This is a genomic window from Bacillus paralicheniformis (assembly GCF_002993925.1).
GTDB lineage: Bacteria > Bacillota > Bacilli > Bacillales > Bacillaceae > Bacillus > Bacillus paralicheniformis.
In genome coordinates this window covers 691290-703692 of the sequence record NZ_CP023665.1, presented here as the reverse complement: position 1 = coordinate 703692, position 12403 = coordinate 691290, and the positions used below count along the sequence as shown (strand labels likewise).

Genomic DNA, 12403 nt, shown 5'->3' with positions numbered 1-12403 from the left:
TTTTTATTCGCCTTCAATACCGAAACGAATCATATCCAAAAACCGTTTTCGTTCTTCAAGAAGACGTCTGCTCCAGGCTGGATCATAATCGTTCTCAGCCGTTACTTTCGCTAGAAACTTTTGTTCAAAATGCCCCATCATGACCATGATGAGCTCGAACGCCTCTTCACGATCGACTCCTTTCCTCAACGGAACTTTCGCAAAAAGCTGTTTTAGAATACGATTTCTAACGGCAAATTGCTCCCCATACTTTGCGGCGATTTCTTCTTTTAATTCGGAAGGCGGTGAAAAAAAGGCTTCTTTCGTGAGCTTATATACGTTTGGATAATTCGCGAAAAACTCAAGCTTAGCCAAACTTATTTTTTCTTTCGCTTCAAAAAAATCATGATAAGACGACAGGTCATCAAGGGAAAGGCGCGACTTTACCTTTTCAATACAATAATCGAGCACAGTTAAGTACAGAATTTTTTTGCTTTTAAAGTGATGAAAAATCAGCGCCTTTGAAATACCGGCCGCTTCCGCCAGCATTCCGGTCGAAGTCTTTGCATAGCCGTGCCGGGCAAAAACCTCCAAACAGGCATCGAGTATTTGTTCTTTTTCATAAAGCTGTAAAGGCATTGATCATCATTCCTTTTCGTTATTGACCAATCGGTTAGTATAAATTGTAGCGCTTGCTGACCAGTCGGTCAATAAAATAAAACAAGAATATGGTTTTAACATATGAATTTATTGGTAAAATGAAGGTGGAGCTTACAAAATATGCCGGGGTGAAAAGGCAATGCTGGTGTTGATGGTAAAGTTTATTTTGCTCTTTATTTTATGTTCCATTTCGTTTTCTTTATTTAAAGCATGTGTTTACACAGCGGGTAAAAAGCTGATTGACCGGACCGCGGAAGGATCGGCCCTCAACTGGACCTGCAGTGTATTCATCAAAAACGGTGTGGCCATGACGGGCGATGACTGTTTTGTCATGGCTGTTTCAGCGGCCTTGTTGGCCATTTATATATAAAAGCCTCAAACTTCCAATAAACAAACAAGGGTGACTAAGATGTGCGGCAGGTTTACGCTCTTTTCTGAATTTGATGAGATTATTGATCGTTTCGAGATTGATCAAATGACGATTGAAGATTACAGCCCAAGTTATAACATCGCGCCTTCCCAGCGCATTCTCACCGTCATCAGCGACGGTTCCCATAACCGGTTAGGGCGGCTGCGGTGGGGATTGATTCCGCCGTGGTCAAAGGATGAGAAAATCGGTTATAAAATGATCAATGCGCGCGCTGAGACTTTGGCTGAGAAGCCGAGCTTTCGAAAGCCGCTGATCAGACAAAGGTGTCTCATTCCGGCAGACAGTTTTTATGAGTGGAAGCGGACCGATGCAAAGACAAAGCGGCCGATGAGGATCAAGCTCAAAACAAATGGACTGTTTTCGTTTGCGGGGCTTTGGGAGAAGTGGCAGCCTGCCGGCGGCAAGCCCGTCTATACATGCACAATCATTACGACAATGCCCAACGATTTAATGAAAGATATTCATGATCGCATGCCCGTCATTCTTGATCGTCAGGCTGAAAAAGAATGGCTGAATCCGAAAAATCAAGACCTTGCATACTTAGAAAGCCTTTTAAAACCATATGCGTCAAAAGAGATGGAAGCGTATGAAGTCGCGCCTCTCGTCAATTCACCGCATCATAATTCTCCTGAGCTCATCAAAAAAGCCCCTTAAAAGGGGCTTTTTAGCGAGGCGGCCGGGTCATAATGGTGAGGGCACCGCCTCCATGATTCTAAAAATATTCATTGTGTCAAAAGGTAAAATTCACTGCTGAAGCCGATGCCTTCCCAAAAACGCAGCGCCGATTGATTATCGATATCAACCGATACTTGAACGTGAGACACTTGATGCCGTTCAAACCAATCCATCATACGATCTGCAACAAGCTTTCCCAGCTTGTTTCTTCGATAGACCGGGGCTATGTACACTTCATCGATGTGCCCGCTCAGACAATCGCTGACCAAATCTTTCTTAATAGAGGCCAGCCCGTATCCGACCGCTTCTTGCCTCTCATTCACGACGGCAAAAACCGCTCCGTATGCAGATTGAACATATTGTTTCAGCTGCTGCTGTATCATTTGTCTATCTTGATCATCCAATGTGCAATCAGCCGTTTCCAATGCATTATCATTCCACAAATTAATCAGTTTAGCAACAAACTCAGGCTTCAGAGGGGCATCAAGCTGTTGAATATGTATGGTCATGGCGTTTCTCCCTGTGCAAGACTTTTCATCAACCACATTTTAAATTAGAATAATATGCAATACAAGGATTTTATTGCTAAAGAAAGGTGATGGTGAAATGGACAGCCGTACAGCGCGGGAAAAAGAACCGCCGCTTGTCAAAGCATTCCATTATATCACGCTTGCCGGGATATTTCTTCTCATCATTCCATCCGGGTTCAATCCCGTTTATTTGAATGGGGGATTCATCCTGTTTGGACTGAACATCGGTGTGCGTTCATTCGTTCTTTTGAAGAAGAATAAAAAAGGAGAATTTATCTTTACGATCGCTACTTGTTTATTTTTGATCGGTTACAGCGCTGTCAGGCTTTATTTCATATCATAATAAAAAAGCAGGTTTTCCCTGCTTTTTAAACCAAATCCGCCGTTTTGAGCCCCCTGCATTTTTGCAGACCGTCAGAACGCAGACAATAAGCGGCCGTCTTTTTCTTATATTGTTTAACGACGTCTATATGATCATCGTATCTGTAAACCAACAGCTTCACAGCGTTTTTCCCTCTTTTTGTTTCGATAACAAACGGTGTCCCGGCGTTTTTCGGATTTACAAAAAGCGGCTCGTCTCCCGGGTAGATGTAATACCGCTCCATAAATACGGCCTCATTAAAGTTTTGAATAAATTGACTCTTGTCAGATCCCTCTAAACGCTCTCCTCCGAACGTCACTGTAACATTCGCTTCCTCAAGCTTAACATGAACTTGAAATTTGCCGGTCAGCCACTCTACGACACCGCTCGGAAGGCAAGTGACCAATATTTTAAAAAGACTGAAGATAACCAAAAAGGTTACAAAAAGCCATGTCACTCGATCATCTCCTCTTGTCTGAAATTTAAAGATGTCCTTGATTCATCCTATCATACAGACTAAAGGATTTTATTGTACATTGTGTGAACAAGTGCAGCCCAGATGAACATTCGCCTTCAGTGATCCCCGCTCTGATGCTCTTCTTTTGGGATTTCAGAAGGAGCCTTCGGAACTTTCCGCAGCTGATGATTGACCACATCAGAGGAATAAAGTGTAACAACCATCGTTCCTCCATGCCGTTTCGCCCTGATCAAGACCGGCTGGTTATATTTATTTTGAAAGCGCAAATCAGGCCCGCCCCAGCTGACCGTCGCGTCGCGCCCTGGCGGAACATAAGGGACACGCCGGCTGTGGGAATAACGCTGGACGATTTCCAGTCCTGCCCGGTCAACCGCATTAAACAATGTTGACGAAACCTGGCAAATGCCTCCGCCAACCCCTTCAGACAATTCGCCTCTCACGATCACCGGAGCCTTCATATACCCCTTGTCCGGCGTCCTCATACCGACAACTTTGTTAAATGAAAACGTCTCATTAGGAAACACAACATGATTGTCGATCGCTTTTGCCGCGAGTGAAATGTTGTGCGTCCTGCTTTTATTCCCGGAATTAAAATACGTCACATACTGACCGATCCGCTGTGTCCGGATATGGGAAAGCAGTTCGCTGTCCACTTTCGGGTAAATGTTCAATTCAGGCACTTCTATCGTGGACGGACCATCCCCATAAAAATACGCATAAAACTGCTCTCTAACCCCCTTCCTGGAAAGGCTGTAGCCAACCTTGCCGGGAACGATCCTTCCCTGATCATTGATCACGGCGTTGACGGGATCCTTGTGTACTTTCCGCTCAAGCCTGTCAACGAACTCGGCGTATTTTTTATCATCAATCAACGGTGTCCCGGGAAGCGGCATTGTAAAATCTTCGCGGTTCACAACGGCCACTTTCTTCCCTTGCTGGGTGATCGTTAAGCTGTCAGAATGCCCCGCAGGCTGCGCTAATAATAAAAGTCCAGTCATCCAAATTTTCAGCATAAGTCGATGTACCTCCCGCTATTAGTATGAACAGGAGATGATATTTGATGTACTGGACGTGTGATGCTTTAATGATCATCTATATTATGGATGAGAAAGGTTACACTAATGGAGGGAAGTTAAAAATAGTATAAAGCATGCATTAAGCCTGTTTATTTTCATTGGTTCCTTTGCTTTTTTGCCTGAATAACATTACGGTGGTTGCGATCAGAACTGTCAAAAAAATGATACCTGAGTACAGGAACCCAATCAGCTCTACGCCATTAAATTTATACGTAAAATAACTGCCGATAAAAAAGATTGTCCCCAGCAGGGAAAATGAATTCAATCGATTTACAATTTTTTTGACCATTTTTTTAAAACCTCCCGAAAGGAACAATAACTTCTTAGGCACTGGCCGACTGCTCATTCTTTATAAAATATATGCCCTTCTCTTTGAGAAAGGCATGTCGCTACTTGTTCTGTTGATTTTCTTTTAAAGTGAGATTTAAATATAGAAGGGCCAATAAAGTAAAAGCAACGTTCACCAACCAGGACTTCCAGCTGGACGCAGGGTCAAAAATTGTACCGAGCAGATGTATAATAGATGAAAATGATAAAAGCAAAAACATTAGTTTGTTGTGCGACATCAGTTGTTTAACCTTTCTGTTAAAAATCCAGGTTCCAATTATACCACAATGGATTAAAGTAGTAATTATATGTCATCGCAAGTTAAAATAAAAAGAGGCTCTCAAAAGAGCCTCTTTTCCTTGATATATCAGCGTTTTGGACGCTGGGCTTACATCATGCCGCCCATACCGCCCATGCCGCCCATGTCAGGCATTCCTGCGCCGCCTTTGTTTTCTTCAGGCTTGTCGGCAACAACTGCTTCAGTTGTCAGGAACATAGCCGCTACAGATGCTGCGTTTTGCAGAGCTGAGCGTGTTACTTTTGTAGGGTCAACGATACCTTTGTCGATCATGTTCACCCATTCGCCTGTTGCAGCGTTGTAGCCTACACCAATAGCTTCGCCTTTCAGGCGCTCAACGATGACAGATCCTTCAAGACCAGCATTGTGCGCGATTTGACGGATTGGTTCTTCAAGAGCGCGAAGAACGATGTTGATACCAGTCAGTTCGTCGCCTTCAGCTTCAAGGGCAGCTACTTTATTGTAAACATTGACAAGAGCTGTACCACCGCCGGATACGATTCCTTCTTCTACCGCAGCGCGAGTAGAGTTCAGGGCGTCTTCGATGCGAAGCTTGCGTTCTTTCAATTCTGTTTCAGTGGCAGCGCCGACTTTGATGACAGCTACGCCGCCTGCAAGCTTAGCTAGGCGCTCTTGTAATTTTTCTTTATCGAACTCAGAAGTTGTTTCTTCAACTTGAGCGCGGATTTGGTTGACGCGTGCCGCGATTTGCTCTGTATCTCCCGCACCTTCAACGATTGTTGTGTTTTCTTTTGTCACAACAACTTTAGAAGCGCGTCCCAATTGGTTGATTTGAGTTGATTTAAGGTCAAGACCTAAATCTTCTGTGATCACTTCGGCACCTGTCAGGATCGAGATGTCTTCGAGCATCGCTTTGCGGCGGTCTCCGAATCCAGGCGCTTTAACAGCCACTGCGTTGAATGTTCCACGAAGCTTGTTGACAACCAATGTTGCAAGAGCCTCACCTTCAACGTCTTCAGCAATCAGAAGCAACGGTTTGCCTTGCTGAACAACTTGCTCAAGCACCGGCAGGATTTCTTGAATGTTTGTGATTTTTTTGTCTGTTACCAAGATGTACGGGTTCTCAAGAACCGCTTCCATCTTATCGGAATCTGTCACCATGTAAGGAGACGCATATCCGCGGTCAAACTGCATACCTTCAACCACTTCAAGCTCTGTTGTGAATCCTTTTGATTCTTCGATCGTGATGACACCGTCGTTGCCGACGCGCTCCATCGCTTCAGCGATCAGGCTTCCGACTTCTTCGTCAGCAGCGGAGATTGAAGCAACTTGTGCGATTGATTCTTTGCCTTCGATTGGTTTGGAGATTTCTTTCAGGCTTTCAACCGCTACAGCCACAGCCTGCTCGATACCTTTGCGCACGCCTACAGGGTTAGCGCCGGCAGTTACGTTTTTAAGACCTTCTCGAATCATCGCTTGAGCTAGAACTGTCGCTGTTGTTGTACCGTCACCGGCAACATCGTTTGTTTTGCTCGCAACTTCAGCAACAAGCTTTGCGCCCATGTTTTCGAACGCGTCTTCAAGCTCGATTTCTTTCGCGATGGTAACACCGTCGTTTGTGATTAATGGAGAACCGAATTTTTTCTCAAGAACGACGTTGCGTCCTTTAGGTCCCAAAGTTACCTTTACAGCATCCGCCAATGCATCTACACCGCGCAGCATTGAACGGCGGGCTTCTTCGCTAAACTTAATATCTTTTGCCATGTTATTCGAACCTCCTATATAATTGTCTCGTTTTTATTTATGACTTAGCCGATAACAGCTAAAATGTCGCTTTCACGCAAGATTAAGTAGTCAGTACCTTCATATTTCACTTCGGTACCTGCATATTTTGAGAAGATGATGCGGTCGCCTGTTTTAACTTCTAATGCAACGCGCTCTCCGCTCTCTAACACACGGCCTGAACCGGCTGCAACCACTTTACCCTCTTGTGGTTTTTCTTTTGCGGAGTCAGGAAGTACGATTCCGCTGGCAGTTTTTTCTTCAGACTCAACGAGCTCAATGACAACGCGATCACCTAATGGCTTTAACAATGAAACAACCTCCTCAATATTTTCATATGTAATTTTAGCACTCGCACTCGGTGAGTGCTAACACAATTCTTATAATAAAGAATCTCCCAGGCAATTTCAAGTGATAAGGTCAAATTTTTTTGCGCTTACATTTCTCCGCATGTCCTTATCATCCTATAATTTAAAAAGAGTGTGTTACAATAAACATAGTCTGAATTAGATTTTTAGAAAAGGAGTACATAAAGCTTGAGAAAACAATACTGGTTTATTATATTGGCATACGTTCTCATGCAATTGTCGGCCGCTGTCGGCTTGCCTCTTCTTTACTTTTTGGGAGTGGGCAAAGGACAGCCAAAGGCTGAAGCCCAGCTTACATTGACAGGCGTCTGGTCTGTCATCGCGTTTACCCTCTGTCTCGTTATCGTGCTGCTGATTTTGCGGACGGTGCCGAAGACGACGCTTCGCAACCGCCCGAAAGCATCGGTTGGAGCGTCAATCGGATGGGCGGTAGCCGGCGTTTTTCTCGCTTTGTTTTCGCAGTCAATTGCCGCTTCGATCGAAATGTACTTGTTCGGGGTCAACCCGGAATCGGAAAATACGCAGCGGATCATGGAAATCATCACCGCATTGCCGCTGATGGTGTTTGTCTCTTCTGTATTCGGACCGATTCTTGAAGAAATCATTTTCAGAAAGATCATTTTCGGTGCAATCTATGAGAAAACGAATTTTTTCATTGCCGCTTTGTTCAGTTCGGTGCTCTTCTCGGTCGTCCATTTAGATTTCAGCCATCTGCTCATATATACAGCAATGGGATTCACATTCGCCTTTTTATATGTCAGAACCAACCGGATTATCGTGCCTATTTTCGCCCATGTCGCCATGAATACGCTCGTCGTCTTACTGCAGACATTCCGGGAGCCTATTGAAGAATATTTGAAACACGTCGAGAAAATGCAAATGATTATTGGAGGATTTCTATGATGAGAAGCCCTAAATTCTGGGGAGCGATTTATTTATTAACGGGTGTGCTGTTTACATATCTGGCGGCAACCTCGCCCGGAAGCATGTGGTCTTTTTACACGATCCTGCTGATGCTTTTCGCAGCCTATAATATCAGCATTTCCTTTAAAATGTTCGCCCTGGCCGGCAAGATGAAACGAAAAGATCAATAGCCTTTTTTGTGAAGGAAAAGAGCCATTCTGAAAAAGAATGGCTCTTATTTTGTATGGTCGTTCAAAAACGCTTGATTTTCCTCTTGAATCATTGTTTTTTGCGCCTGCCTGTAGGATATTCTTGAAATCACGATACTGATTTCATAAAGAATGAGCAATGGCACTGAGACCATTAAATGCGACAAAAGCTCAGGCGGTGTAATGAGCGCCGCGATGACGAACAACACAAAATATGCGTATTTTCTGATTTTCGCCAAAAACATCGGCGTCACGAGGCCGAGCCTTGTGATAAACATGATGACCACAGGCATCTGAAACAATAAGCCAAAAGGAAGCGTCAACTGAAGCAGAAACTGAAAATATTCGTGTATTCCGATGACCTGGTTGACATTCAGATCATCTGAGACTCTCGTCATAAAGTCCACGACAAACGGAAATAAAATAAAGTAAGAAAAGGCAATGCCGCCTAAAAAAAGAATAATCGATATCGGAATATAGCTGAGCGTCACTTTTCGTTCTTTTTCATACAGCCCCGGGCTAATGAAAGCCCACAGCTGGTATAAAACAAGCGGCGAAGTCAAGACGGCGCCGATGATGAAAGCGAACTGCACGTACACAAATAAAGGATCGGTCAGCTTGAACGCGTTGAGCGTCAGCAGCTTCGCTTCATCCGTCTGCTGCAGATAGATAATCAGCGGCTTTGCCAATAAAAAGCCTGCCACAACAAATAAAACAAAAAAGAAAAAAGTGATCACAAGCCGTCTGCGTAGTTCTGTGATATGTTCTATCAGCGACATTTCTCTTTCCTTCATAAATGTCATCCTATCCTACTGATCTTCTTTCTTTTTATCGGAATCGTCGTCAGCCAAACCTTTTGTCGCATTCTTAAACTCCCTCAGCGTGTTTCCCGCTGCTCTTCCCAGCTCGGGAAGTTTTTTCGGGCCGAATATCAAAAGCGCCACCACGACAATTAAAATAAAGCTTCCAGGACCGATTGGCATAAAGCCTGCCCCCTTTCCTTTATTTTTCGTTTTCCGTTTTACTTTTCCTGCATTGAATAATGTTTCATGAAATACACCAGCGACTGAAGTTCAACCGCCAAATCTATATGATGAATGCGAATGTGTTCCGGCACATTCAAGCGGGCCGGCGTGAAATTAAGAATGCCTTTAATGCCAAGCTCCACCAGCCTGTCTGTAATCGACTGTGCGGCTTGAGCCGGTACCGTCAAAATGGCGACGGGGATATCATCCGTCATATGCTCTTCAAGTCTATTCAGATCATAGACGGGAACACCGCCGACCTCGGTTCCGATTTTTTCCTCATTGATGTCAAACGCCATGGCGATTTTTGTATTATTATTTTTGATAAAATTGTAATGGAGAAAGGCTGTCCCCAAATTCCCCACGCCAATGAGCGTTACGTTCGTCATTTCATCCTGATCAAGCGTCTTTCTGAAAAAGGACAGCAAATAATTGACATTGTAGCCGTATCCTTTTTTTCCGAGCGCGCCGAAGTACGAGAAGTCCCTGCGGATGGTCGCAGAATCGACTTTGACGGCATCGCTCAGCTCAGCGGAAGATACACGCTGTTTTCCGGATGCATGAAGGTTTTTTAAAAAACGATAATATAATGGCAACCGTTTCGCTGTCGCTTGCGGAATTTTTGAATGATCCATGTTCATAAACTAATCCTCCATGTCTACATCAGCTTTTTCCCTTTTATAGTCACCGTTTTTCCCGCCTGTCTTTTCGAGAAGAAAGGTCGGTCCTATCACCATTCCCTTATCCGCCGCTTTGCACATGTCATATACGGTCAGCGCACATACGGAGACCGAAGTTAACGCTTCCATTTCCACACCTGTGCTCCCTTTGGTCTTCACTTTAGATTGAATATGCAGGATGCTCTTCTGTTCTTTCTCCTCCCAGCGAAAGGCGATGTCGACTCCTTTCAGAGCGATCGGATGGCACATCGGGATGATGGCGGATGTCTGTTTTGCGGCCATGATTCCGGCCACTTGCGCCACCGACAATACATCGCCTTTTCCGATTTCCCGGTTTTTGATTTTTTCATGTACTGTTCGATTCATAGACACGCTTGAAACAGCCGCAGCTGTGCGTACTGAAGCTTCCTTTTCGCTTATATCAACCATCTTGGCTCTGCCTTGTTCATTAAAATGTGTAAACTCATTCATGTTCTGAACTCTCCTTATAACGATCATACACTATTTTTTTCATTCTGTCTTTTTCTTTGGCTAAAATCTTCCAGACTTCACTTAATTGTTTGCTGACTGCGCAGTGATAGGCTACACTTAAAATAGCAGACAAGAGGTGAAAGATCATGATGATTTTACAAGTGAACCAACTTTCAAAATCGTTTGGAGCCGATACGATTTTAACGAATATAAAACTCGAAGTCAGATCTCGGGACCGGATTGCGATCGTCGGACGCAACGGCGCCGGAAAATCGACTCTTCTAAAGATTATCGCAGGAAAACTTTCATATGAAAAGGGGGACATCATCAAGCCGAAAGATTTGACGATGGGCTACCTTGACCAGCATTCCGGCCTCGATTCCAAGCTGACGCTCAAAGAGGAATTGCTGTCGGTATTTGATTTTCTGAAAAAAATGGAACAAGAAATGCGCGCGATCGAGGAAAAGATGGCGCAGGCCGGACCGGACATGCTTGAATCATTGATGAAGACGTATGACAGGCTTCAGCAGGAGTTCAAGGACAAAGGCGGCTACCAATATGAGGCAGAGGTCAGATCCGTCATGCACGGGCTCGGCTTTGCGGGATTTGACGACTCCGTCCGCGTCCAGGACTTAAGCGGAGGTCAAAAAACAAGGCTTGCCCTCGGAAAAATGCTTTTGACAAAACCCGACCTCCTCATTTTGGACGAACCGACAAACCACTTGGATATCGATACCCTGACATGGCTTGAACAATATTTGCAAAATTACAGCGGAGCGATTTTAATCGTTTCCCATGACAGGTACTTTCTTGACAAAGTGGTTACCCAAGTTTACGAGATCAGCCGGTCCCAAAGCAAAAAATATACCGGGAACTACAGCTCTTATCTCCAATTAAAAGCCGAACAGCTGGAAAAGGAAACAAAGCTTTATGAAAAGCAGCAGGACGAAATCGCCAAGCTGCAGGAGTTCGTCGACCGGAATCTGGCTAGAGCTTCGACGACGAAACGGGCGCAGAGCAGACGAAAGCAGCTTGAACGGATGGAGATCATGGACAAACCGCTCGGAGATGAAAAGTCGGCGTCTTTCCGCTTTGAAATTACAAGGCAAAGCGGAAACGATGTACTGCGGGTGGAAGGCTTGACAGTAAGCTATCAGGAGCAGCCCCCGCTTCTCCGTTCATTGAACTTTCACATCACCCGCGGGGAAAGCGTTGCACTGGTCGGACCGAACGGAATCGGCAAGTCAACCCTTTTAAAAGCATTGATTCAAAAGCTGCAGCCGGTATCGGGAACAATCGCGACAGGCTCCCATGTCTCAATCGGCTACTATGACCAGGAACAGGCTGAATTGACGTCGTCAAAACGCGTGCTTGACGAGCTTTGGGACGATTATCCGGAAATGAATGAAAAGGATATCCGGACCTGCCTCGGCAACTTCCTGTTTTCGGGAGAAGACGTATTAAAACCTGTACACGCGTTAAGCGGCGGCGAAAAAGCAAGGCTTGCCCTCGCCAAGCTGATGCTCCAAAAAGCGAACTTCCTTATTCTTGATGAGCCGACAAACCATCTCGACCTGGACAGCAAGGAAGTCTTGGAGAACGCTTTGATCGATTACCCGGGAACGATATTATTTGTGTCCCATGACCGCTATTTTATCAACCGGATCGCGACAAAAGTACTGGAGCTTTCCCGCGACAAAGCAGAAGAATATTTAGGCGACTACGATTATTACACAGAAAAAAAAGCGCAGCAGCTTGAACTGAAAGAACTAGAAAAACAGACGGAAGAGCATCAGAAAAACGCTTCCGAAAAACCTGGCGCAAAAAAGAGCTATGAGGAAGAAAAAGAGCTGAAAAGAAAAGAACGCCAGCGGCAGCGAAGGATTGAAGAAATCGAAACAAGAATTACGGACATTGAAGAACAGATCGAAAAAAATGAGGAGCTCCTGTGTGACCCCGCCGTCTTCCAAGACCATGAGAAGGTCCAGGAAATCCACTCTGAAAATGAACGGCTGAATGAGGAGCTTGAACAACTGTTAACAGAATGGGAAACACTCTCTACAAATGAATAAAGGATGAACCGCTCCAAGCCGGAGCGGTTTTTTTGTCCACAATTAAAATCCTTTATTTAAAAGAAAGAAAGCGATTTACCCACAATATCCACAAAAAACATAATATTTATACACATTA

The 12403-nt window shown here is 44.6% G+C and carries 17 protein-coding genes; 6 read left to right on the top strand and 11 right to left on the bottom strand.

What is annotated here, in order from left to right:
• Positions 1–3: 3 nt before the first annotated feature.
• Positions 4–618: a TetR/AcrR family transcriptional regulator gene (locus CP943_RS03625; RefSeq protein ID WP_105980751.1), complete on the bottom strand. Its 615-nt coding sequence runs from the start codon at positions 616–618 to the stop codon at positions 4–6.
• Positions 619–778: 160 nt separating this feature from the next.
• Here CP943_RS03625 and CP943_RS03620 point away from each other — a divergent pair, with 160 nt between their 5' ends.
• Both CP943_RS03620 and CP943_RS03615 read left to right on the top strand, forming a co-directional pair.
• Positions 779–1009, top strand: a complete 231-nt coding sequence (locus CP943_RS03620; RefSeq protein WP_025811974.1) for a hypothetical protein — start codon at positions 779–781, stop codon at positions 1007–1009.
• A gap of 39 nt (positions 1010–1048) precedes the next feature.
• Positions 1049–1723: an SOS response-associated peptidase gene (locus CP943_RS03615; RefSeq protein WP_105980750.1), complete on the top strand. Its 675-nt coding sequence runs from the start codon at positions 1049–1051 to the stop codon at positions 1721–1723.
• A 68-nt stretch (positions 1724–1791) separates the two neighbouring features.
• On the opposite strand, the gene CP943_RS03610 is transcribed toward CP943_RS03615, so the two are convergent.
• Positions 1792–2253, bottom strand: a complete 462-nt coding sequence (locus CP943_RS03610) for a GNAT family N-acetyltransferase (RefSeq protein ID WP_105980749.1) — start codon at positions 2251–2253, stop codon at positions 1792–1794.
• A 97-nt stretch (positions 2254–2350) separates the two neighbouring features.
• On the opposite strand from CP943_RS03610, the gene CP943_RS03605 reads away from it, so the two are divergent.
• On the top strand, positions 2351–2617 hold the full coding sequence (locus tag CP943_RS03605; protein WP_105980748.1) for a hypothetical protein: 267 nt from the start codon (positions 2351–2353) through the stop codon (positions 2615–2617).
• A gap of 25 nt (positions 2618–2642) precedes the next feature.
• Here the strand turns inward: CP943_RS03605 and CP943_RS03600 are convergent, their stop codons facing one another.
• The 5 genes from CP943_RS03600 to groES form a co-directional block, all read right to left on the bottom strand.
• A complete protein-coding gene (locus CP943_RS03600; RefSeq protein WP_020450370.1) occupies positions 2643–3092 on the bottom strand; it encodes a YfmQ family protein in 450 nt (149 codons plus the stop codon).
• Between the two features lie 116 nt (positions 3093–3208).
• Positions 3209–4126, bottom strand: coding sequence for a VanW family protein (locus tag CP943_RS03595; RefSeq protein ID WP_023855539.1), 918 nt, complete (start codon positions 4124–4126; stop codon positions 3209–3211).
• A 142-nt stretch (positions 4127–4268) separates the two neighbouring features.
• A complete protein-coding gene (locus CP943_RS03590; RefSeq protein WP_026578971.1) occupies positions 4269–4478 on the bottom strand; it encodes a hypothetical protein in 210 nt (69 codons plus the stop codon).
• A 426-nt stretch (positions 4479–4904) separates the two neighbouring features.
• Positions 4905–6539 carry a chaperonin GroEL gene (gene groL, locus CP943_RS03585; protein WP_020450334.1) on the bottom strand — a complete coding sequence of 545 codons (1635 nt, stop codon included), beginning with the start codon at positions 6537–6539 and terminating at the stop codon, positions 4905–4907.
• A 44-nt stretch (positions 6540–6583) separates the two neighbouring features.
• Positions 6584–6868 carry a co-chaperone GroES gene (gene groES, locus CP943_RS03580; protein WP_003179248.1) on the bottom strand — a complete coding sequence of 95 codons (285 nt, stop codon included), beginning with the start codon at positions 6866–6868 and terminating at the stop codon, positions 6584–6586.
• A gap of 225 nt (positions 6869–7093) precedes the next feature.
• Between groES and CP943_RS03575 the strand changes: the two genes are divergently transcribed.
• Both CP943_RS03575 and CP943_RS03570 read left to right on the top strand, forming a co-directional pair.
• The gene (locus CP943_RS03575) at positions 7094–7828 is read left to right on the top strand and encodes a CPBP family intramembrane glutamic endopeptidase (protein ID WP_105980747.1); all 735 of its coding nucleotides are present in this window, start codon (positions 7094–7096) and stop codon (positions 7826–7828) included.
• Positions 7828–8019 (top strand): YdiK family protein, encoded by a 192-nt coding sequence (locus CP943_RS03570; protein ID WP_023855536.1) that lies wholly within the window; start codon positions 7828–7830, stop codon positions 8017–8019. Before CP943_RS03575 ends, CP943_RS03570 begins: the two co-directional genes overlap by 1 nt.
• 44 nt (positions 8020–8063) lie before the next feature.
• Here the strand turns inward: CP943_RS03570 and tatC are convergent, their stop codons facing one another.
• The 4 genes from tatC to moaC are packed head-to-tail and all read right to left on the bottom strand — an operon-like array spanning position 8064 to position 10213.
• Positions 8064–8840 carry a twin-arginine translocase subunit TatC gene (gene tatC / locus CP943_RS03565; protein ID WP_095293002.1) on the bottom strand — a complete coding sequence of 259 codons (777 nt, stop codon included), beginning with the start codon at positions 8838–8840 and terminating at the stop codon, positions 8064–8066.
• A gap of 6 nt (positions 8841–8846) precedes the next feature.
• Positions 8847–9020 (bottom strand): twin-arginine translocase TatA/TatE family subunit, encoded by a 174-nt coding sequence (locus CP943_RS03560; protein WP_020450330.1) that lies wholly within the window; start codon positions 9018–9020, stop codon positions 8847–8849.
• Positions 9021–9058: 38 nt separating this feature from the next.
• A complete protein-coding gene (locus CP943_RS03555) occupies positions 9059–9703 on the bottom strand; it encodes a redox-sensing transcriptional repressor Rex (protein ID WP_020450329.1) in 645 nt (214 codons plus the stop codon).
• A gap of 3 nt (positions 9704–9706) precedes the next feature.
• On the bottom strand, positions 9707–10213 hold the full coding sequence (gene moaC, locus CP943_RS03550; protein WP_105980746.1) for a cyclic pyranopterin monophosphate synthase MoaC: 507 nt from the start codon (positions 10211–10213) through the stop codon (positions 9707–9709).
• Positions 10214–10359: 146 nt separating this feature from the next.
• Here moaC and CP943_RS03545 point away from each other — a divergent pair, with 146 nt between their 5' ends.
• The gene (locus tag CP943_RS03545; RefSeq protein WP_050821198.1) at positions 10360–12285 is read left to right on the top strand and encodes an ABC-F family ATP-binding cassette domain-containing protein; all 1926 of its coding nucleotides are present in this window, start codon (positions 10360–10362) and stop codon (positions 12283–12285) included.
• Positions 12286–12403: the final 118 nt, after the last annotated feature.